Consider the following 21444-nt stretch of genomic DNA (forward strand, 5'->3'; position numbering starts at 1 on the left):
GCGCTATCTTCTCACCACGCCCCTGACAACGGGCGGTTCCTCATGGAAGGACGAACAGATGAAAAAAAGAACTCTCGGAAACAACCTTTCCGTTTCGGCGCTTGGCCTCGGCTGCATGGGCATGACCCATGCCTATAGCCCGACCGGCGACGAAAATAGTGCAATAGCGACGCTGCACCGCGCCGTCGAACTCGGTGTCACTTTTTTTGACACGGCAGAGGTCTATGGGCCTTACAACAACGAAATCCTCGTCGGCAAAGGTTTGAAGCCCTATCGCGACAATGTGGTCATAGCTACCAAGTTCGGTTTCAAAATCGACGCCAGCAAACCCGCAGGCCAGATGATGGTGGGTACCGACAGCCGCCCGGAAAATGTGCGCGCCGTCGCCGAAGCCTCTCTCAAACGCCTAGGCCTCGACACCATCGACTTGTTCTATCAGCATCGCGTCGATCCGGATGTCCCAATCGAAGATACGGTCGGCGCCATGGCGGAACTGGTCCGGCAGGGCAAGGTGAAACATTTAGGCCTTTCGGAAGCAAGTGCCGAAACACTTCGCAAGGCGCATTCCACTCACCCGATCGCTGCCATACAGAGCGAATATTCGTTGTGGACCCGCGATGTGGAGGAAAACGGCGTGCTGGAAACCTGCCGGGAACTCGGTATCGGTTTCGTCCCCTTCAGCCCGCTCGGGCGTGGTGCCCTGACGGGCGCGCTGAAGTCGCTCGACGGACTTGCATCCGACGATTTCCGCCGCGGCCTGCCGCGCTTCCAAAGTGAAAACTTCGATGCCAATCTGGCGCTCATCAAGCTTCTGGAAGATATGGCTGCCGAAAAGGGTGTTACCGCCGGGCAACTGGCGCTGGCCTGGGTGCTGGCGCAGGGTGACTTTATCGTTCCGATCCCCGGTACGACGAAAATCGCCAATCTTGAGACAAACGTGGCGGCAGCGGATGTATCGCTGACGGCAGAAGAAGTCGCCAGCCTTGGCGCGTTGCTTTCTCCAGCAAAGGTTGCCGGCCAACGATATCCCGAGCGTATGTCCCAGATGGCGAACCGCTAAAAACAAAAAAGCCGAGGCGACTGCCTCGGCTTTTTCAATTCATGGAAACAGAGCTTTACGCTCTCAGCACGCCGCCCGTCGATTTCTCGACATTACCGACGATCTTTGCGGTCAGCGCCTCGAAATCCTCGTCCGTCAGCGTCTTGTCGACCGGCTGGATCTGAACTTCAATGGCGATGGACTTTCGGCTTTCGCCAAGCGATGCACCTTCGAAGACGTCAAAGACATTGACGCCGGTGATCAGCTTGCGATCAGCGCTTGTTGCAGCCTTGATGATGGCACCTGCCTCGACCGACTTATCGACCACGAAGGCGAAGTCGCGCTTGACCGCCTGGAAGGGCGAAAGCTCAAGGGCCGGCTTTGTGCGGGTCGCCTTCTTCTTCGGCTCCGGCATGGCGTCGAGATAGATCTCGAAACCGCTATAGACACCGGAAACATCCAGCTCTGACAGAGTCTTCGGGTGGAATTCACCGAAATAGCCGAGCACGACCTTCGGACCCATCTTGATGGTGCCGGAGCGGCCAGGGTGATACCAGCCGGGAGCGCCGGCCTCGATCTGCACATTGGCCATCGGCAGGCCGCAGGCTTCGAGCACCGAAAGCGCATCGGCCTTGGCGTCATAGACATCCACCGGCTTGCCGCCGCCCTTTGTGGCATTGGACCACATGCGGCCGCTGCCTGCGAGCGAGGCCGTGCCACGGCGTACACCGCCGGCAACACGGCGCTGGGTGTCCGGCGTGTCACCCTCATAGGTGCCGGAGACCTCGAAGATTGCCACATCGCCATGGCCCTTGTCGGCATTGCGCTGTGCTGCGGTCAGAAGGCCCGGCAGAAGCGAAGGACGCATATCCGACATATCGGCCGCGATGGGGTTGGCCAGTTTCAGAGCGGGCGAACCGCCACCGAAAAGCTTCGCGTGAGCTTCCGGGATGAAGGACCACGTGACGGCCTCCAGCATGCCACGGCTGGCAAGCGCACGGCGCGCGGTGCGGGTGCGCACCTGCAGCGTCGTCAAGATGCGGCGGTTGACGGCACCGAAGCTCTCCAGCGGTTCCGGCTTGATGTTGTCGACGCCATGAATGCGCATGACCTCTTCCACCAGATCGGCCTTGCCGTCGACATCCGGGCGCCAGGACGGCACGGTGACGGAAACACGCTCGCCCGTTCCCTCGATGCCGAAACCGAGACCCTTGAGAATGGCCAGGCTTTCTTCCGCCGAAACTTCTAGGCCGGTCAGACGCTTCACTTCCGAGAGCGGAAAATCAACGACCTTGGGCTGATGCCCCTTGTAACCGACGACCTTGGCTTCGCCGGCAACGCCGCCGCAGAGTTCCAGAACCAGTTCGGTGGTGCGTTCCAGACCCGGAACCATATATTCCGGATCGACGCCGCGCTCGAAGCGATAACGCGCATCGGTAATGATGCCGAGCGAGCGACCGGTCTTGGCAATGTTAATCGGATCCCAGAGAGCGGATTCGATCAGCACATCGACCGTGTTTTCGTCGCAGCCGGAATGTTCGCCACCCATGACGCCACCGATCGACTCAAGGCCTTTTTCATCGGCGATGACGACATTGTTCGGGCCGAGCTTGTATTCGCGCTGATCAAGCGCGAGGATCGTCTCACCCTCTTTCGCACGGCGGACCGTCAGGTCGCCCTTGACCTTGGCGGCATCGAAGACGTGCATCGGCCGGCCCTGATCGAAGGTCATGTAGTTGGTGATGTCCACGAGCGCATTGATGGGACGCAGGCCGATCGCCATCAGACGCTGCTGCATCCACTTCGGGCTCGGGCCGTTCTTCACACCGCGCACGATGCGCAGCGAAAAGCCGGGGCAGAGCGCCGCGTCATCCAGCTCCAGCTTCACGTCGACCGGGGTTGAGCCTTCGACCTTGAAGGACGGCGCTGGCTTGGTCTTGAGCTTGCCGAGACCGGAAGCGGCGAGATCGCGGGCGATGCCATAGATCGAGGTGCAATCCGGGCGGTTTGGCGTCAAATTGATCTCGATGACCGGATCGTCAAGTCCGGCATAGGTCGCGAAAGAAGTGCCGACCGGCGCGTCTTCCGGCAGATCGATGATGCCGTCGTGATCGTCGGAAATGTTCAGCTCTTTTTCGGAGCACATCATGCCGTGGCTTTCGACACCGCGTATCTTGCCGACGGCAAGCGTGACATCGATGCCCGGCACGTAAACACCAGGATGCGCCAGCGCACCGACAAGGCCGGCGCGCGCATTCGGTGCGCCGCAGACGATCTGCACCGGCTTGCCGTCACCGGCATCCACCATCAACACCTTGAGGCGGTCGGCCTCGGGATGTTTTTCGGCGGAGATGACCTTGGCAATGACGAAAGGCTTATAGGCCGCCTTGTCGTCGACGTCCTCGACCTCAAGCCCGATCGCCGTCAACCGTTCGCAAATCTCGTCCAGCGTCGCATCCGTTTCGAGATGCTCTTTCAGCCAGGAAAGAGTGAATTTCATGTCTTTGCTCCTTGGCTAACCGGATTAAACGCTCAAACCGCCGAACAGCGTCGGCATGTCGAGCGGGCGGAAGCCGTAGTGGTTCATCCAGCGGACATCGGCGTTGAAGAAATCACGCAGGTCCGGCATGCCGTATTTCAGCATCGCGATGCGGTCGAGGCCCATGCCCCAGGCAAAGCCCTGATATTCATCCGGGTCCAGACCGCCGGCGCGCAGCACATTAGGGTGCACCATGCCGCAGCCAAGGATTTCCATCCAGTCGTTGCCTTCGCCGAACTTGACGATCGGGCCGGAGCGGTCACACTGAATATCCACCTCGAAGCTCGGCTCCGTGAAGGGGAAGAACGACGGGCGGAAGCGCATGACAACGCTATCCACCTCAAAGAAGGTCTTGCAGAACTCTTCAAGTACCCAGCGCAGATTGCCAACATGCGCCTTCTTGTCGATCACCAGACCTTCGACCTGATGGAACATCGGCGAATGGGTGGCATCGGAATCCTGACGATAGGTCTTGCCCGGAATGACGATGCGGATCGGCGGCTTCTGGCTTTCCATGGTGCGGATCTGCACCGGCGAGGTGTGCGTGCGCAGCACCTTGCGCTCGCCGTTTTCATCCGGCTGGAAGAAGAAGGTGTCATGCATTTCGCGGGCCGGATGGCCTTCAGGGAAATTCAGCGCCGTGAAGTTGTAATAGTCCGTTTCGATATCCGGACCTTCGGCGATCGAGAAGCCCATATCCGCAAAGATCGCGGTGATTTCATCGACGATCTGGCTGATCGGATGAATGCGGCCGCGCTCGGTCGGAGACTGGCGGACCGGCAGGCTGACATCAAGCGTTTCCGCCTTCAGGCGGGCGGCAATCGCGGCATCTTTCAGGCCACTCTTGCGTTCACCGATCAGGTCGGTGATTTCAGTCTTGAGCTGGTTGATGGCAGCGCCCCGGGTCTGGCGCTCTTCCGGCGTCATCGACCCCAGCGTCTTCAGAAGCTCCGAAACCGAGCCCTTCTTGCCAAGCGCGGAGACGCGCACGGCTTCGATGGCCGGCTCATCGGCGGCGGCGGCGATCTCCGACATCAGTTGCGATTTCAAGGTATCAAGTTCAGTCATCTTTTCCTGCCTTGCCGGTATTTTTAACAGCGGCTTCGGGGTTCACAGCATTCATCAGATAGTCGGTCGCCATGATAAAGCGTCGCAGATCACTACCCATCCGCACGCGCCCGATCAACCGGGCAAGCGGTAAAAATCGCCCGAGAATGCCGATCAGACGGCACAATTCTTCAAGCGCCCGCAGCGGGGCGTTTTCACGCCAGCGGGCAAAGGCGGCGTCGCAGGTTTTAGGCGCATCGCAGGCGCGGGTCGCGACCTGCAAAAACAGCAGCCAGATATCGCGCGCCTGCGCCGTCTCCAGCGGCATGACCTCCTGAGGGCGCTCCTCGAAATCCATGAAACCGATACGGTCGTCTTTTAAAAAGAAGTCACGCACATGCGGGCGGCCGTGGCAGAGGCCCGCCGCATGCAGCTCGCCAAGCGCTTCTGCGGATTTCACAAGCAAGGCGTCATGTTGCACCGGATCGGACGCCTTTAGCGCATCCATCCGCTCCATGAGCGTCGGACCGACATCTCCCAGCACCATTGCTGTGCGCGACGAGTAGATCAGCGGCGGAACCGGGAAACCGCCTTGCTGGAACTGCTGCAACGTTTCCAGCTCTCGCTGCATGAGGCCAGCGCCGTCCAGCGGTTCAGAAGGGCGAAGAAAAGCATAAGGCAGAAGTTTTGACAGCAGCTTCTGCATTTTCATCCACCAGGTCACACGTTCCGTGCCCTGCCGTTTGATCCACACCGTCAATTGCGAGAGCTCGACCTTTTGAATGCGCCGGTCACTTTTCAGGAGGACGCGCATCAGGGTTGCGATGTCGTCATCGTCGAGATGAACGCGAAAGCCTTCTGCTTCCACAACCTCAATTTTATTGACCAGCATTTCCGTCCACCAAGGATTTCGCTTCAAACGGCGTGAATACTCCAACTCTTCTAAATTTCTAAATTAAAAAACGCCGATAGAGCTGTATCAGAAACTGAAAACGAAAAACCCGCGCCGGAGGACCGGCGCGGGTTTCAAATGAACAACAGATTGTCCGCGCCGTAATTACTTTACAGCGGTTTCAAACTCGTTGGTCGTACCAGCTTCCTTGAGGTACTCAAGAGCCTTCTTCGCGGTCTCGACGAGCACGCCGAATGCTGCCGGCTCATGGATAGCCATGTCGGACAGAACCTTGCGGTCAACTTCGATACCAGCCTTGTTCAGGCCGTCGATGAAGCGGCCGTAGGTCAGGCCGAATTCGCGAACAGCAGCGTTGATACGCTGGATCCACAGAGCGCGGAAGTTGCGCTTGTTGACCTTGCGGTCGCGGTAAGCGTACTGCTTGGAACGATCCACAGCAGCCTTTGCTGCGCGGATGGTGTTCTTGCGGCGGCCGTAGAAGCCCTTGGCTGCCTTGAGTGTCTTGGTGTGCTTGGCGCGGGAAGTAACGCCACGTTTTACGCGTGCCATGTCATGATCTCCTTAAAGTGTCCAAAAGTGCGGAAAAGTCTCAGAGACCGTTCGGCAGGTAGTTCTTGACGACTTTTTTGCCGTCAGCTTCGGCGAGAACCATGGTTCCACGCGCGTCGCGAATGAACTTGTTGGTACGCTTGATCATGCCGTGGCGCTTACCGGCGGCGGCTGCAACAACCTTGCCGGTGGCGGTGATCTTGAACCGCTTTTTTGCAGCGGACTTCGTCTTCATCTTGGGCATTTTGCTACTCCGTGTTTTTGTATCGAAACAGGCAGACGAGGCCTATTTCAAGCTATTCAGGAACGGCCTCGGCATGCCCTGCCGGACCGTTCGGACGCGCGCTTATAACCGCAGTCGGTTAAAAGCGCAACGGGGAATACGAACTTCCCCTTGCGGTGGTGCTTCATGCCGCCCGGGCGGCGTGCGCGAAAGAGTTATTTCGGCGCGAGAACCATCATCATCTGACGGCCTTCCAGCTTCGGCTCGGCTTCAACCTTGGCAATCGCCTGGGTATCTTCCTTCACCTGGAGGAGAAGCTTCATGCCGAGTTCCTGGTGGGCCATTTCGCGGCCGCGGAACTTCAGCGTCACCTTCACCTTGTCACCTTCGTCAAAGAAACGGTTCATCGCCTTCATCTTCACGTCATAGTCATGCGTGTCGATGTTGGGGCGCATCTTGATTTCCTTGACCTCGACGATCTTCTGTTTCTTGCGCGCTTCAGCGGCTTTTTTCTGGGTCGAGTATTTAAGCTTGCCGAGATCGAGGATCTTGCATACCGGCGGTTCAGCGTTCGGCGAAATCTCAACGAGATCGAGACCGGCATCCTCCGCCATTTTCAAAGCCTGGTCCGTCGGCATGCTACCGAGGTTCTGGCCCTCTTCATCAATAAGCTGAACTCTGGGAACCCGGATTTCCCGGTTGGAGCGCGGGCCCTCCTTGACGGGGGCATCGGCTTTGAAAGGTCTGCGAATGGTCGTATTCTCCTGATCTGTTTCTGGATCACATCGGCAAAAAACAGCTTGTTTGGTACAAGCGGCGGAAATGTCGTTATTGCCGTGGCGAAGTCAATAGCATATCTGCCCGAAAAGATCACCTGTTGTCACGGTTTTTGCAAATACGTCGCCTTTGTTGCGCGAAATTCAGGAGAATTGCATATACATGACTGAACAAGCCGCTGAATTCCTGCGTGTAGGCATGGGCGACGACGCCCGCGACATCGCCGTCCTTCACCGCCCGTCAACTTCACGAGAAGATGCACCCACGCTTGTCTGGCTCGGCGGTTACCGTTCCGACATGACGGGAACCAAGGCGGTGGAACTCGACCGCTTTGCGGCGGAAAACGGCATTGCGTGCCTGCGGCTCGATTATTCCGGGCACGGCGCTTCCGGCGGTGACTTCAAAAAGGGCACGATTTCAAGATGGCGGGAAGAGGCACTTGCCGTCGTGCGCGAAAAGGCGCCATCGCGCGTCGTCCTTATTGGTTCGTCGATGGGTGGATGGATTGCGCTGCGCATGGTTGAGGAACTGCGCAAGGCCGGCGGCACGCCGTCCGTCGCTGGTCTGGTCCTCATTGCGCCAGCCCCCGATTTCACGGCGGACCTGATAGAGCCGAGCCTCACGGATGCGGAAAAACGGTCGCTTGAAGAAAAAGGTTATTTCGAGGAACATTCGGAATACAGCCCCGAGCCAAACATCTTTACGCGCGCGCTGATGGAAGACGGGCAGCAGAACCGCGTCCTCACCGGCATCATTACCACGGGCTGCCCGGTTCACATCCTGCAGGGAATGCGCGATCCCGATGTTCCCTATCAGCATGCGCTGAAGCTCCTCGAACATCTTCCTGCCGACGACGTCGTCTTGACGCTGATCCGCGATGGCGACCACCGGCTGTCCCGGCCGCAGGATATCGACAGGATGCTGGCTGCCGTCAAAGCCCTTGCAACATAGGCATTTGCGCAACGATCTTAACCATATTTAACGAGTCTTGCGCGCCGCCGATGGCTAGTGATTGACTCCTGACCCCCAACCCTCTTAACTTTTCGTTAAGAATTAAGGGACGGGTTTCATGATGAACGCACCGCTGGCGCGTGCGCTGCTGTTTGCAGTTGCCGCCGGGCTATTGACTGCTGCCTCCGCCGTGGCGGAAACCAAGGGAAGCCCTTCCATGGTGACGGGTGGGATCACATCCCAGCCGATCGGCCATTATGAGTTCTGTCAGAAATACGCGAGCGAGTGCAACATTCGAAGCAAGCTGACGCCGCCGCCACGCGTCACCGAGTATGGCTGGGGTGTGGTTCGCGAGATCAACACATCCGTCAACACCTCGATCGTCGCCATGACCGACATGGAAATCTACGGCAAGGAAGAAGTCTGGGAATATCCCACGACCGCTGGCGATTGTGAGGACTTCGTGCTGCTGAAGCGCAAGAAGCTGATCGAGCGCGGGTTTTCCGTTGCTGACCTGCTAATTACTGTCGTGCGCAAGCCTGATGGCGAGGGCCACGCCGTGCTGACGCTCCGCACCACCGATGGCGATTATATTCTCGACAATCTCACCGACGACGTGAAGCTCTGGACCGACACCAACTACACTTATCTGAAGCGGCAGGCGTCCTTCAATTCGGGCCGCTGGGTTTCCATCGAGGATGGCCGCGACGTTCTGGTCGGCGCATTGCGCTGATCGGCAGATATTATAGGCTCAATGCAGAAAGCCCGCAGCAAACGCTGCGGGCTTTATTATTCACTAGGCGTTGCCGATGATGATACCGGCGGCCAGCACCAGCGAACCGCCGAGCACTACCTGAAACACTGCCCGCAGGAACGGCGTTTCCATGAAGCGGTTCTGAATAAAGGCGATGGCCCAGAGTTCCACGAAGACGACGACCGCGGCGATGGCCGTTGCTGTCCAGAAATGCGGAATGAGATAGGGCAGCGCATGGCCAAGGCCACCAACGGCCGTCATGATGCCTGAGGCGAGACCGCGCTTTACCGGAGAGCCACGACCGGAAAGCTTGCCATCATCATGGGCCGCCTCGGTGAAGCCCATGGAAATACCCGCGCCAACGGAGGCCGAAAGACCGATCAGGAAGGTTTGCCACGTATCCTGCGTGGCGAAGGCGGCTGCGAAGATCGGCGCCAGCGTCGATACGGAACCATCCATCAGTCCCGCAAGACCCGGCTGCACGAAGGTCAGAAGAAATTGCCGCTTTGCGGTTTCCGCCTCTTCTGTCTTGCCGTTTTCGTCGAGATGTTTCTCTTCCAGCATCTGCGCGATGTCTTCGTGACCACGCTCCGCCTCGGCCAGATCGCCGAGCAGCTTGCGGGTCGAGGCATCGCTGGTGCGCTTGACAGCCTCATCGTAAAAACGGATCGCCTGGGCCTCCATCAATTCCGCCTGCGCACGAATTTTGTCAAGCGACAGGTTCTTCACCAGCCAGTCCGGCGTGCGCTCGTAAAAGCCACGCACATGCTCACGGCGGATCAGGGGGATCGTTTCCCCAAATCGCCTGCGGTGCATGTCGATCAGCACGTTTCGATGCTGCTGCTCCACCTCGGCCATATCATCGAAGATTTTTGCGGATTGCGGATATTGCGCGCGCAGATGATCGGCATAGGAGCGGTAGATGCGGGAATCGTCTTCTTCGGACGAGATGGCAAGTGCGAGGATTTCCTGTTCGCCAAGCGAGGAGAACGGGCGTTTGGACAGGGAAAAAAGACTGCGGAACATGACTGGAACCTCTTTAGAATAATTCTAAATACATCCTGATCACGTCACAATCAAGCCTTTTAGAATTATTCTAATATGCCAAAGGGTCGCATTGCGGAGTGTCGAAGAGCCACGTAGGTTCTGCCGCAAAAGGAAGCACAATGCAGGACCAGATCGCGGCAAAGGCCGCCCACAACGCGGAAATTCAGAACAGGGCGGAAAAGGCCATGGCGGCTATCGGCATCGACGCCGGTTTCGTCGACCTGCTGGTCGAGACATTTTACGCCCGCGTTCTGGAACATCCCACGCTGGGCCCTGTCTTCGATGCGCGGCTTTCCGGGCGCTGGCCGGAGCATATGGCCAGGATGAAACAGTTCTGGGCCGCCGTCGCCTTCAAGAATGGCGGCTACGGCGGCAAGCCGGTGCAGGCGCATCTTGGCGTAAAAGGCATGTCGGCGGAACTGTTCCCGCAATGGCTGGCGCTTTTTTCGGCCACCCTTGACGATATCGCGCCGAGCCCACAAGCCCATAGCTGCTTCATGGAAACTGCGGAACGTATCGCAAAAAGCCTGACGCTTTCGCTGTTTTATAATCCTGCAATGGATGATCCGGCGTTAAAACGCATGCATCCGTAGCCCCATCCGGGCGATGATAGCAGGCCCGGCAAGTTCAAATATTCCCCTTGATGGCCGCGAGGATAAATGTTTAGTAGCCAGTGGGAGGCGTACCGTACGGTTCGCCTGTAATATGCAGACATATCAGGGCTTATCGACATGGATCGCAGATCATTTATTCGCAAGGCGGGCGCTGTTGGTGCCGGTGTTACCGCAACCGTGCTGGCCGCTCCGGCCATTGCGCAGGAAAACCCCAAAATCACCTGGCGCATGACGTCGTCATTCACCAAGGGCCTCGACATTCTATTCGGTGCCGGCCAGATCGTCGCCGATCATGTCAAGGAAGCATCCGGCGGCAACTTCGTCATCCAGCATTTCGCCGGTGGCGAAATCGTGCCGGCGCTGCAGGCAGCGGATGCGGTGACGGCCGGAACCGTCGAAATGGCGCATACCTGCTCATACTACTATGTTGGCAAGGACCCGACCTTCGCGCTCGGGACCTCGGTTCCCTTCGGTCTCAATGCACGCCAGACGAATGCATGGTTCAACCAGGCGGGCGGCAACGAGTTGCTCAATGAGTTTCTTGCCCAGCACAATATCTACTCGATCCTGCTCGGCAATACCGGCGCCCAGATGGGCGGCTGGTTCCGCAAGGAAATCAACACCATCGATGACCTGAAGGGCTTGAAAATGCGCATTGCGGGCCTGACCGGCCAGGTGATGCAGAAGGTTGGCGTGACACCGCAGCAGATCGCCGGCGGCGATGTTTACGCTGCACTGGAAAAGGGCACCATCGATGCAACCGAATTCGTCGGTCCCTATGACGACCAGAAGCTCGGCTTCTACAAGGTTGCGAAATATTACTACTACCCCGCATGGTGGGAAGGTGGCCCAGCCGTTCATGCTTTCGTGAACCTGCAGAAGTTCAACGAGTTGCCGGAGAACTACAAGCGTATTCTGAAAGACGCCTGCGCCGCCGGCAGCGCCAGCATGCTGGAGCGTTATGACGCGCGCAATCCGAAGGCTCTGAAGGAACTCGTGGCGCAGGGCGCCATCCTGCGGCCGTTCAGCCAGGAAATCCTCGACGTCTGCCACAAGGCGGCGCAGGACACCTATGCCGAGATTTCGGCCAAGAACGAGAGCTTCAAGAAGATCTACGAAAGCCAGCAGGCGTTCAAGAAGGACGCCTATCTCTGGGCACAGATCGCCGAATATACCTATGACACCTATATGATGATCCAGCAGCGCAACGGCACGCTCTGATCCTCATTTCAGTATCTTCAAACGGCCATCCGGCATCTGCCGGGTGGCCGTTTTTGTATTCGATACCAGCTTCCACACCTCGCGTTCACGCCAGTCCACCGGGCTCATGCCGGTGACGCGGCGAAATTCCCGGTTGAAGTTGGATTTGGTCTGAAAGCCGGAAGACAGCATGATCGCAGTGACCGACTGATCCGTCTCCTCCAGCAGCCGGCAGGCTTCGCGGATGCGCAGCTGGTTGACATATTGCGAGACGTTAACGCCGAGCGAGCGATTGATGGCGCCCGAGATTTGCCGGCTCGGCAGACCGAGACGTTTTGCGAGCCGTGACAGGTTTAGGTTCTCATCGCGGTAGAGCGTGTGGGTCTCCATCAAGCGATCAAGCCTTTCGACAACGTCCCGGTCCTGTTGTGAAGGCGCCGGTGAAGACAACTCCGCAGAAGGCTGGGCAGCCGTTTGCGGCGCTTTGCTTTTGCCGGCAAGTGCAGCCATGAGACCGATCAGCAGAAGCCCGAGAAGGTTGGCATTGCTGACAAGTGCGGCAACATTTTCTCCATGCGCCCACTCGAAATCGAAAAACACCAGAAGATCGAAGAACGCGGAAACGCAGAGAGCGACCGCGGCGACAATAAGCGCCTTGTGCGCAGATGCGACGCTGGCAAATTGTGCCTCGTCCAGCCCATCCGGCCCTTTTCTTGCCAAGAGAAGCAAGGCAATGGCGTGCCCGACAAAAATCACGATCAGCGCAAAATCGATCGCAACGGGAAGGACGAACTCCAGAAAGACGACGAAGAAAGGTGAAAGCACAAGACTGGCAAACATCGCCCTCCTGCTTTCAACTCCAACGCCCATCAGTCCGCGAAAGGCGATGTAGGCGAGAGGCGGCAGGCAGGCAGCCAGAACAGGCAAAACATAACGCGCTTCGCTCACACCATATCCCCAGCGCAAGCCGACAAGAACGGACTGCACGGCGCAAAGCGCGATGAGCGCCAGAAACGCCCGGTTGGTTCGCATATCCTCTCCGCCTCGAAAGAAGACGATGAACATGACGACCAGCAGAAGTGCGACGACAAAAGGCAATGGAATGAAAAGCACGGATAACGATCCCGAAGCGATGAATTACCACCCATTCATGGACCAGATCGCGTTTCGGCACGACCTTTAACGCGATCAAGGACGCATTTATTCACCCTAGAAGGAAAACGGGAGCATCCACCTTGTCAAACGGAGAGGCTCTCATGACACTGAAAAACACCCTTGTCGCACTTCTGATGTGCGCGGCTTTTTCCCCGCAGGCATTTGCCGCAGAGGATGTCGGGCTTACCAGCATCCCAGTTTCTTCCAAGGCTCGCGACACAAACCTTGACGTTACGATCTGGTATCCGGCCAAAGGCGGAGACGGCATACCGGCGCTTTCCTCCGAGAACCGTATCTTTCAGGGAACGGCGGTTCGGAAGGACGCGACCATCAAGGACGGCCATTTCCCCCTCGTGTTGATTTCGCACGGGTCCGGCTCGCGCGCTGAAGGCATGGCCTGGATCGCCGCGAAACTCGCCAGCGAAGGTTTCATCGTCGCCGGAACCAATCATCCCGGCACGACCAGTGGTGACTCGACGCCTGCCGATACGCCGAAAATCTGGGAACGGACGAACGATCTATCCACAATCGTCACGGCCTTGACGACGGACGGCACGTGGTCAGGTGCAATCGATGCGCAACGCATCGGTGTTCTCGGCTTTTCGCTGGGCGGTAGCGCGGCGATGGAGATTGCAGGTGCACGCGCCGATCTTGACGCCTATGTGCGCTATTGTGAAGAGAATGCAGCAATGATGGATTGCCAGTGGTTTGCCGGCGGCCGGGCCTATGTCAATAACGAGCCTGTCAGCGTGCCGAAGCTCTATCTCAGAACCATCGACAAGGCCCGTTTCGAGCAGCAGAACCGCGATCCACGCATCCGTTCCGCCGTGTTGGTCGATCCGGGTCTGGCACTGGCTTTCCAGCCGGACAGCCTGAGACAAATCGATATTCCGCTGACCTTCATCAATCTTGGCAGCGAAGGTAAAATACCGCCCGCTGTCCTTGCCGACGAGCTTGCAGCACAAGTGCCTGCCTCTACTTACCAACAGGTCGACGAGGCCAACCATTTCAGCTTCCTGCCCCTTTGCAAGCCGGATGCCGACGCGTTTCTCAAATCCGTTGGCGAGCGCGATCCGATCTGCGAACCGGCCGGGCCCCGCGACCGTAAGGATATTCATGCACAGCTGGAAACGATGATCGTCAACGCCTTCAACCGCACGCTGAAGCCGGGTCAATAACCAGAAGAACCTAGCCGATCCTTTTGTAAAACAGGGTCGTGCCGCAATAACGCCCGTCGGGAAAAAGCGCATAGTCGGGGATGACGCCGACGCGTTCCCAACCAAGACGGGGATAAATTGCCTCCGCATCGCTACCCGTGGCCGTATCCAGCACCAAGAGGGTACGGCCACGTTTTACCGCTTCCTGCTCCACCTTTTCCATGAGCTTTCGTGCAAGTCCCAGCCCGCGTGCCGACCGATGCACAAGAAGCTTCATCAGATCACCGCGATGTGGCTGGTTGGGCTTGGAGGCCAGACCGACCTGCACCGTGCCCACCACTTTATCGTTTACTTCCGCCACCACGTGAATGGTGCCGCCTGCTTCCACGGCATCGGCTACATCCTGCCAGAACGGCTCTGCATCTTTTGGGGAGAAAGGCAGCATGAAACCGACAGACGCACCGCCATTAACGCAGTCGGCGATAACGTCACAAAGTTCGGGCAAGGCATTGATCGTCTCTGCCCGGTTCAATACGCGGATGGTGGCCATTAATAACTCCTGTCGGGGAAAATCAGCGCTGTCTTTGATCCAGCACGACGGCATAACGGGCAGGTTTTTCTGAGGGATTGTGGAAGACATGTCCCTCACCCACCGGCATGAAAAGGCAATCGCCGGGTTCCAGCCGGTGCACGTCTCCACCGCTCGTCATCTCCAGCACACCGTCAAAAAGCCAGACATATTGCGTCATTCCGCGGCTTGCCGCATGCGGCGGGAAACCGACCCGTGCGCCCGCCGGGAACTCGACCTCGACAATATCGACATCGGAACCGACGCGTGGCGGGGAGATGGCACGGCGCACATAACCGGTCTCCGGGTCTTTCCAGAGCTGCTGGTCACGCTTTTTCACCAGCGGTGAAACAGCCTCTTCGTCTTCGGCGAAAAAGCCGGAGAGCGACAGGCCTAGCGCTGCGCAGATGCGGGCAAGAAGCGAGGCCGTGGGGCTCGCCTCGCCACGTTCAACGCGGGAAATCATGGCGCGGCTGACGCCGGATTCGGCGGCGAGCCGATCCAGGGTCAAACCATTTTCGGCGCGCAACGTCTTGATGCGGTCGCCGATAGAGCGTTCGAGAATATGATCTTCGTTTTCCATCATGCGAGAATACATTCTCACATGATGGAGTCAATATCTACCATAATGGAAATTGCGATCGCTTTTTTACCGCGGGTTCGGCGTGCGGCAAAGATGCATCAGGCAGCGACCTGGGCGATCCAATCGTTCAGATTATAGTAGTTCGTTACTCGACTAACTTTTCCATCCTTCAGGTCAAAGAATGCACCAGCCGGCAGGACGTATGTCTGGCCATCGGCTTCCGGCAGGCCTTCATCGGTTGCGAGATATTCGCCGTTCACGATGAATTCCGCAGAGGCGCGCTTACCGTCCTCGCTCGCCATGATGACCATGTCGGTGAGGTTTTCCTTATAGCAGCGGTTCATGTGCTGCATGAAGGACGCAAAAGCCGGCTTTCCGGTCTGACGCTCGCCCTGATTGATGTCATGTACCACCTCGTCGTGAAGAAGCGCCAGAAAGGCATCCATGTCCTGACGGTTGAAGGCATCGTAATAGGCGCGGATGGTCTCAGTGGCGGTCATTGTCTTCTCCGTTCAATGCTTGCGCGGGTTTTCCATGACGGTATAACCAGTGCAACCGAAAGTGAAAATGCCCATGACCGTCGAAATCAAGTCTCTTTCCGGCATCGAGGCCGCGCCCTATTTCGATGACCTTGCGCGCCTGCGGATCGAAGTGTTTCGCGCCTTTCCCTATCTCTATGACGGATCGCTGGATTACGAGCGCAAATATCTCGCCACCTATGCCGACACGAAAGGCGCGGTTTTCGTGCTGGCGCTGGATGGCGCACACGTGGTGGGCATGTCCACCGGCATGCCGATGGCGGCCGAGACCGACGAGGTGAAGGCGCCCTTCCTGAAGGCGGGTTACGATCCGGACCGGATATTTTACTTCGGCGAAAGCGTGCTTCTGCCCAGCTATCGCGGGCATGGCATCGGGGTGCGGTTCTTTGTGGAGCGGGAGGCGCATGCGAGCAAGCTCGGCTTCAACTGCTGCACCTTCTGCGCGGTCGAGCGCCCCGCCGACCACCCGCGCCGGCCATTGGATTACGTGCCGCTGAATACCTTCTGGGAAAAACGCGGCTATCGCCATCACCCGGAATTGCACACCAGCTTCACCTGGCGGGATCTAGACGAGAGCACCGAAAGCCCAAAGCCCCTGTCCTTCTGGATGAAGACCATTGCTGCCGGAGAGGAAAACAGATGACGAAACTCGCCGCCAGCCAATATGCCATCGAACTCATCGAGACATGGGAAGGCTATGCCGCCCATCTTTCCGCCATCGTGCGCGAGGCGAAAGAAAAAGGCGCCGAGCTGCTGCTGTTGCCGGAATATTCGGCCATGACGCTGACCGGGCAGTTGCCGCCGGATGCGCGCTCGGACCTGCACCGCTCCATCGAAGAGATACAGCCGCTCATCCCCTCATGGGTCGAGCTTTGCGAAGAGCTGGCGCGGCAACATCAAATCCTGTTTCAGCCGGGCAGCGCGCCAGTGAAAGACAAGGACGGCAAGTTCCGCAACCGCGCATGGCTGTTCGGCCCCAACGGACTGATCGGGTATCAGGACAAGCAGATCATGACGCGCTTCGAGCGGGAGCAATGGAACATCCATGCCGGCATCGAGGGCCTGAAAGCCTTCGAGACGCCGATCGGCAGGCTCGGCATCCTCATCTGTTACGACAACGAGTTCCCGATGCTTGGCCGGAAGCTGGCCGAGCTTGGCGTCGAACTGGTTCTCGCTCCCAGCTGCACCGATACGCTGGCCGGCGCCTACCGGGTGCGCATCGGCGCGCAGGCGCGGGCGCTGGAAAACCAATATGCCGTCCTTTCCTCCCCCACGGCGGGTGAGGCTCCATGGTCTCCCGCCGTCGATGAAAATCGTGGCCGCGCAGCACTTTACGTGCCATCCGACTATGGCATGCCGGCATCGGGTATCGTCGCGGAAAGCGAAAGCGATGCGGTGACACACAGCACGTTGCTGATCGCCGATATCGACCTTGCTGCCGTGGCCAAGCTTAGAACCGAAGGACAAGTGGCCACCCGCCGCGACTGGCCGGAGCAGTTTGCGATCTGAAAAGCCCATTTTAAAGGGCTTTTAACCAAATTCCCGCTTTGCGGCATGAGAAGCCCCTGCTATAGCGCGGGGCATGAGCACAAATTCGACCCGCACGCCCCTGGACCATATCCGCAACTTCTCGATCGTTGCCCACATCGATCACGGCAAATCGACGCTGGCCGACCGGTTGATCCAGTCGACAGGCGGCCTTGCCGAGCGCGATATGTCGGAACAGGTTCTCGATTCGATGGATATCGAACGCGAGCGCGGCATCACCATCAAGGCCCAGACCGTGCGCCTGCACTACAAGGCGAATAACGGCGAAACCTATGTGCTGAACCTCATCGACACGCCCGGTCACGTCGACTTTGCCTACGAAGTGTCCCGCTCGCTTTCGGCCTGCGAAGGTTCGCTGCTGGTGGTGGACGCATCTCAGGGTGTGGAAGCCCAGACGCTGGCCAACGTTTATCAGGCGATCGACAATAATCACGAGCTGGTGACGGTCTTGAACAAGATCGACCTGCCGGCCGCCGAACCCGACCGCATCAAGGAACAGATTGAGGAAGTAATCGGCATCGATGCTTCCGAAGCTGTGTTGATTTCGGCCAAGACCGGGCTTGGCATCCCCGATGTTCTCGAAGCCATCGTCAACCGCCTGCCACCGCCGAAGAGCGAAGTCGGTGAGAACGGGCCGCTCAAGGCACTGCTCGTCGACAGCTGGTACGACACCTATTTGGGCGTCATGGTTCTGGTGCGCGTCATCGACGGCGTGCTGACCAAGGGCCAGCAGATCCGCATGATGGGTTCCGGCGCGAAATACGGCGTCGAGCGCGTTGGCGTACTTACCCCGAAGATGGTCAATGTCGACAGCCTCGGCCCCGGCGAGATCGGTTTCATCACCGCCTCGATCAAGGAAGTCGCCGATACGCGTGTTGGCGATACCATTACCGACGACAAGCGCCCGACGGCGCAGGCCCTGCCCGGCTTCAAGCCGGCGCAGCCCGTGGTTTTCTGCGGCCTCTTTCCTGTTGATGCGGCCGACTTCGAAGATCTGCGCGCGGCGGTGGGCAAGCTTCGCCTCAACGACGCCTCCTTCTCCTTCGAAATGGAATCGTCTGCCGCTCTCGGCTTTGGTTTCCGTTGCGGCTTCCTCGGTCTGCTGCATCTTGAAATCATTCAGGAACGCCTCGAGCGCGAGTTCAATCTCGATCTCGTCGCCACAGCACCTTCGGTCGTCTATGAAATGACGCTGACGGATGGCACCGAGAAGGAACTGCACAACCCGGCGGATATGCCTGATGTCGTGAAGATCAAGGAAATCCGCGAACCGTGGATCAAGGCGACGATCCTGACACCCGACGAATATCTCGGTGGTATCCTGAAACTCTGTCAGGACCGGCGCGGCCTGCAGACGGAGCTGACCTATGTCGGCAACCGCGCGATGATCACCTATGAATTGCCGCTCAACGAAGTGGTGTTCGATTTCTACGACCGCCTGAAATCCATCTCGAAGGGTTACGCCTCGTTCGACTACAACATTATCGACTATCGTGAAGGCGATCTCGTCAAGATGTCGATCCTCGTGAACGGCGACCCGGTAGACGCACTCTCCATGCTGGTCCACCGCTCGGCGGCTGACCGGCGCGGACGCGGCATGTGCGAAAAGCTGAAGGAACTCATTCCGCCACACATGTTCCAGATCCCGATCCAGGCGGCCATTGGCGGCAAGGTCATCGCCCGCGAAACCGTGCGCGCGTTGCGCAAGGACGTGACGGCGAAGTGCTACGGTGGCGATGCGACGCGTAAACGCAAACTTCTGGACAAGCAGAAGGAAGGCAAAAAGCGCATGCGCCAGTTCGGCAAGGTGGAGATTCCGCAGGAAGCTTTCATCGCTGCGCTGAAGATGAACGACGAATAAGCGGCCGCTAAATCGTCGCTGATTTGACAAGGGAGGCTCACGGCCTCCCTTTTTACATTCACGGCAGCTGCTCAGGCATGCAGCTTCGCGCCCTTGGTAATCTTGTCTACGATTTTCTTGTCCGCCCTAAGCGCCATGCCGACGACCTTTGCATTGTCGGGAGAAAATTCCGAAAACACCTGGCGGTTGGCAACATCATGACCGGTTGCGAACATTTCCTCGATATAGAGCGATGTCGTGACCTCGCGTTCCAGGGATCGCTGATGGATTTTGCGCAGTGCCTCCTGATCCGTGGCCATGACGACTATCGGCTGGACGGACAGGGGATTGTAGACGTTACCCGCCCCGTCGCGGTATGGTTCCCCGATGATCTCTCTGGTCTGGGCGACGATGCCGGACATGAGAAATGCGGTGACGTTCAGTTTTTGCCACACGGCAAGGTCATCACGAAGGATGACGGCGATCTTGGTATCAAACATGCGAACTCAATCTGGCTGTGGTTACGAAAGAGAAGCGACCCTAGCCCCTCAGGGTACGAGCGATCTTGAACGTTCGTGCAAATTCGAGGGGATCGTGCAGGCCCCTTCCAGCGAAGGGATCGAGCGCATTGAAGCGCGCTTTCACGGCAACGCCTATGCACCCCATCGCCATGACACCTATGCGCTCGGTGTGACGCTTTCCGGCGTCCAGACCTTTTCCTATCGTGGCACATCGCATTTCAGCACGCCCGGAAAGGTTATCGTGCTGCATCCGGACGAAGTTCACGATGGTGGTGCCGGCACCGACGAAGGTCTGCGCTACCGTATGCTCTACCTTCCGCCGGAAAAAACCATGGAGGTGGCGACCGGATTTCACGCGCTGCCATTTGCAAAAAACCCCGTCATCGAAGACGATGAGTTCCGGCAATGCCTGATAGAGGCTCTCGGCAATCTCGAAGGCGAGCCGGACAATCTGCTCCTGACCGACTGGCAATCGAGACTGTCGGATCTGCTCTGGAAGCATTCGAACGGAAGCAAGAGAACAATCAAGCGGCTTGACCGGATCGCCGTTTTCCGTTGCCGGGATTACCTGCTGGAGAACAGCGCGCTTGCCGTCAGCTCAGAGAAGCTGGAGCAAATAAGCGGGTTAGATCGCTTCACGCTCTTTCGGCACTTCCGCTCCCTGTTTGGCACGAGCCCGCACCGTTATCTCATCATGCGACGTCTGCAAAAATGCAAGGACATGATGCGGGCGGGTGCGGGTCTTGCGGAAACGGCGTTTGCCTGCGGCTTTGCAGATCAGGCGCATTTTACCCGCCACTTCAAGAATGCCTTCGGAATGCCTCCGGGGCGCTGGCTAAGCCTTGTTTCGCACTGATCATTCCGGAAACATGATCGACCTGTGAGCCGCAGTCCCTGCCATGGCGCCATCGCCCACGGAAAGAGCGACCGAGCCAGCGGGCCTTGCCACATCACCGCATGCGAAGATTCCGCGCACTGTCGTCTGTTTCATGGCATCCGTCACGATGCTTGACCCCATCGGCCCTTCTTCCACGGTGCAGCCGAGCTTTTCGATCCAATCCGAGGCAATCCGCAATTTCGGTTGCGTGAAAAGACCGGCCAAAGCAATGCTGCGCCCATCCGCAAGAACGACATCCGCATGCCCTGCGATCTCTCTGATACGCTCTTTTTCCACCCGAACGCCCCGGGCTGACAAAAGCGCATTCTGTTCAGCATCCGGCACGAATATACCGTTGGTAAAAAAGGTCGTTTCACCCCAGTCCGGAAGCATCAGTGCATGGTGGATGGCCAGCGGTGAGGCCGCGATGACGCCGATCCTGCGCTGATCCAGTTCGTATCCGTGGCAATAGGGGCAATGGAAGACGGCGCTGCCCCAGCGTTCCTTCAGCCCGGCTATATCAGGCAGTTCATCCGTAACGCCTGTGGCAAGGATTAGTCTGGCCGCCCTTTCGCGGCGATTGCCATCGATCTCGATGACGAAGTCATCGAATGATCCTTCGGCATTCGTTACCCTGCCCTTTGCCCAGTGTATCGTCGGGTAGCGCTCGATCTGGCGGCGTGCCTCGGCGATGATGTCGCCCGGCGCCTTGCCGTCCTGTCCGAGAAAACCGTGGGAATGGCTGGCGAAGCGATTTCTCCGCTCACCCGCATCCACCACCAAGATGTTTTTTCTCGCGCGCCCGAGCTGCAGGGCGGCGGACAGGCCCGCATAGCTGCCGCCGATGATGATGACGTCGTATTTCATGATGCACCTATCGTTCACCGAGCCGGAAGCGCCCGTTCGTTTCACGATACTTATATTGTTACATGAATTTTAGAGTCAATAGTCACGCAACTTATATTGTTACGTCATATGCTAACTGGTAATGTCGCGAAAAACA

23 protein-coding genes are annotated in these 21444 nt (G+C 58.1%); 10 read left to right on the forward strand and 13 right to left on the reverse strand.

The annotated features are described in order from the left end of the window. Positions 1 to 58: 58 nt before the first annotated feature. Positions 59 to 1060, forward strand: coding sequence for an aldo/keto reductase (locus ACQZ63_RS05760; protein ID WP_113555597.1), 1002 nt, complete (start codon positions 59 to 61; stop codon positions 1058 to 1060). 55 nt (positions 1061 to 1115) lie between these two features. Here the strand turns inward: ACQZ63_RS05760 and pheT are convergent, their stop codons facing one another. The 6 genes from pheT to infC all read right to left on the reverse strand — a co-directional run bounded on the left by pheT (position 1116) and on the right by infC (position 7062). Further along, a complete protein-coding gene (pheT, locus tag ACQZ63_RS05765) occupies positions 1116 to 3539 on the reverse strand; it encodes a phenylalanine--tRNA ligase subunit beta (RefSeq protein WP_113555598.1) in 2424 nt (807 codons plus the stop codon). 24 nt (positions 3540 to 3563) lie between these two features. Then, positions 3564 to 4646, reverse strand: a complete 1083-nt coding sequence (gene pheS / locus ACQZ63_RS05770) for a phenylalanine--tRNA ligase subunit alpha (protein ID WP_003514626.1) — start codon at positions 4644 to 4646, stop codon at positions 3564 to 3566. Continuing rightward, positions 4639 to 5517, reverse strand: coding sequence for a lipopolysaccharide kinase InaA family protein (locus tag ACQZ63_RS05775; RefSeq protein WP_113555599.1), 879 nt, complete (start codon positions 5515 to 5517; stop codon positions 4639 to 4641). The genes pheS and ACQZ63_RS05775 overlap by 8 nt, the downstream gene beginning before the upstream one ends. Positions 5518 to 5682: 165 nt before the next feature. Then, positions 5683 to 6087 (reverse strand): 50S ribosomal protein L20, encoded by a 405-nt coding sequence (rplT, locus tag ACQZ63_RS05780; protein WP_003514622.1) that lies wholly within the window; start codon positions 6085 to 6087, stop codon positions 5683 to 5685. Between the two features lie 40 nt (positions 6088 to 6127). Next, on the reverse strand, positions 6128 to 6331 hold the full coding sequence (gene rpmI / locus ACQZ63_RS05785) for a 50S ribosomal protein L35 (protein WP_003493355.1): 204 nt from the start codon (positions 6329 to 6331) through the stop codon (positions 6128 to 6130). A gap of 194 nt (positions 6332 to 6525) precedes the next feature. Beyond that, the gene (infC, locus tag ACQZ63_RS05790) at positions 6526 to 7062 is read right to left on the reverse strand and encodes a translation initiation factor IF-3 (protein WP_060641871.1); all 537 of its coding nucleotides are present in this window, start codon (positions 7060 to 7062) and stop codon (positions 6526 to 6528) included. Between the two features lie 187 nt (positions 7063 to 7249). On the opposite strand from infC, the gene ACQZ63_RS05795 reads away from it, so the two are divergent. Beyond that, positions 7250 to 8038: an alpha/beta hydrolase gene (locus tag ACQZ63_RS05795; RefSeq protein ID WP_111782884.1), complete on the forward strand. Its 789-nt coding sequence runs from the start codon at positions 7250 to 7252 to the stop codon at positions 8036 to 8038. Positions 8039 to 8156: 118 nt separating this feature from the next. After that, positions 8157 to 8771, forward strand: coding sequence for a transglutaminase-like cysteine peptidase (locus tag ACQZ63_RS05800; protein WP_003514617.1), 615 nt, complete (start codon positions 8157 to 8159; stop codon positions 8769 to 8771). A 63-nt stretch (positions 8772 to 8834) separates the two neighbouring features. On the opposite strand, the gene mbfA is transcribed toward ACQZ63_RS05800, so the two are convergent. Continuing rightward, positions 8835 to 9818, reverse strand: coding sequence for an iron exporter MbfA (gene mbfA / locus ACQZ63_RS05805; RefSeq protein WP_003514615.1), 984 nt, complete (start codon positions 9816 to 9818; stop codon positions 8835 to 8837). Between the two features lie 140 nt (positions 9819 to 9958). Here mbfA and ACQZ63_RS05810 point away from each other — a divergent pair, with 140 nt between their 5' ends. Then, a complete protein-coding gene (locus tag ACQZ63_RS05810) occupies positions 9959 to 10432 on the forward strand; it encodes a group III truncated hemoglobin (protein ID WP_111782885.1) in 474 nt (157 codons plus the stop codon). Between the two features lie 138 nt (positions 10433 to 10570). Next, positions 10571 to 11674, forward strand: a complete 1104-nt coding sequence (locus ACQZ63_RS05815) for a TRAP transporter substrate-binding protein (RefSeq protein WP_003514611.1) — start codon at positions 10571 to 10573, stop codon at positions 11672 to 11674. A gap of 3 nt (positions 11675 to 11677) precedes the next feature. Here ACQZ63_RS05815 and ACQZ63_RS05820 read toward each other — a convergent pair whose 3' ends face one another. Further along, entirely contained in the window at positions 11678 to 12766 is a 1089-nt protein-coding gene (locus ACQZ63_RS05820) for a helix-turn-helix transcriptional regulator (protein ID WP_162763596.1), read from the reverse strand. 143 nt (positions 12767 to 12909) lie between these two features. Here ACQZ63_RS05820 and ACQZ63_RS05825 point away from each other — a divergent pair, with 143 nt between their 5' ends. Beyond that, positions 12910 to 13986 carry an alpha/beta hydrolase family protein gene (locus tag ACQZ63_RS05825; RefSeq protein WP_113555600.1) on the forward strand — a complete coding sequence of 359 codons (1077 nt, stop codon included), beginning with the start codon at positions 12910 to 12912 and terminating at the stop codon, positions 13984 to 13986. 10 nt (positions 13987 to 13996) lie between these two features. On the opposite strand, the gene ACQZ63_RS05830 is transcribed toward ACQZ63_RS05825, so the two are convergent. The 3 genes from ACQZ63_RS05830 to ACQZ63_RS05840 form a co-directional block, all read right to left on the reverse strand. Further along, positions 13997 to 14515 carry a GNAT family N-acetyltransferase gene (locus ACQZ63_RS05830; protein ID WP_038489521.1) on the reverse strand — a complete coding sequence of 173 codons (519 nt, stop codon included), beginning with the start codon at positions 14513 to 14515 and terminating at the stop codon, positions 13997 to 13999. 22 nt (positions 14516 to 14537) lie between these two features. Beyond that, positions 14538 to 15119, reverse strand: coding sequence for a helix-turn-helix domain-containing protein (locus ACQZ63_RS05835; protein ID WP_113555601.1), 582 nt, complete (start codon positions 15117 to 15119; stop codon positions 14538 to 14540). A gap of 95 nt (positions 15120 to 15214) precedes the next feature. Next, complete coding sequence (locus tag ACQZ63_RS05840; protein ID WP_035197705.1) at positions 15215 to 15616, reverse strand: ketosteroid isomerase-related protein; 402 nt, start codon at positions 15614 to 15616, stop codon at positions 15215 to 15217. Between the two features lie 73 nt (positions 15617 to 15689). Between ACQZ63_RS05840 and ACQZ63_RS05845 the strand changes: the two genes are divergently transcribed. The 3 genes from ACQZ63_RS05845 to lepA all read left to right on the forward strand — a co-directional run bounded on the left by ACQZ63_RS05845 (position 15690) and on the right by lepA (position 19064). Continuing rightward, positions 15690 to 16298: a hypothetical protein gene (locus ACQZ63_RS05845; protein WP_003514600.1), complete on the forward strand. Its 609-nt coding sequence runs from the start codon at positions 15690 to 15692 to the stop codon at positions 16296 to 16298. Beyond that, positions 16295 to 17164, forward strand: a complete 870-nt coding sequence (locus ACQZ63_RS05850; RefSeq protein ID WP_003514598.1) for a carbon-nitrogen hydrolase family protein — start codon at positions 16295 to 16297, stop codon at positions 17162 to 17164. The genes ACQZ63_RS05845 and ACQZ63_RS05850 overlap by 4 nt, the downstream gene beginning before the upstream one ends. Before the next feature lie 61 nt (positions 17165 to 17225). Next, positions 17226 to 19064, forward strand: coding sequence for a translation elongation factor 4 (gene lepA, locus ACQZ63_RS05855; protein WP_025592156.1), 1839 nt, complete (start codon positions 17226 to 17228; stop codon positions 19062 to 19064). A 71-nt stretch (positions 19065 to 19135) separates the two neighbouring features. Here the strand turns inward: lepA and ACQZ63_RS05860 are convergent, their stop codons facing one another. Continuing rightward, positions 19136 to 19543, reverse strand: coding sequence for a DUF2000 family protein (locus tag ACQZ63_RS05860; RefSeq protein WP_003514594.1), 408 nt, complete (start codon positions 19541 to 19543; stop codon positions 19136 to 19138). A 94-nt stretch (positions 19544 to 19637) separates the two neighbouring features. On the opposite strand from ACQZ63_RS05860, the gene ACQZ63_RS05865 reads away from it, so the two are divergent. Continuing rightward, positions 19638 to 20420: an AraC family transcriptional regulator gene (locus tag ACQZ63_RS05865; protein ID WP_162686726.1), complete on the forward strand. Its 783-nt coding sequence runs from the start codon at positions 19638 to 19640 to the stop codon at positions 20418 to 20420. Here the strand turns inward: ACQZ63_RS05865 and ACQZ63_RS05870 are convergent, their stop codons facing one another. Further along, positions 20421 to 21308, reverse strand: a complete 888-nt coding sequence (locus ACQZ63_RS05870; RefSeq protein ID WP_111782888.1) for an NAD(P)/FAD-dependent oxidoreductase — start codon at positions 21306 to 21308, stop codon at positions 20421 to 20423. Positions 21309 to 21444 lie beyond the last annotated feature (136 nt).

Source organism: Agrobacterium sp. CG160-95 (assembly GCF_053521725.1).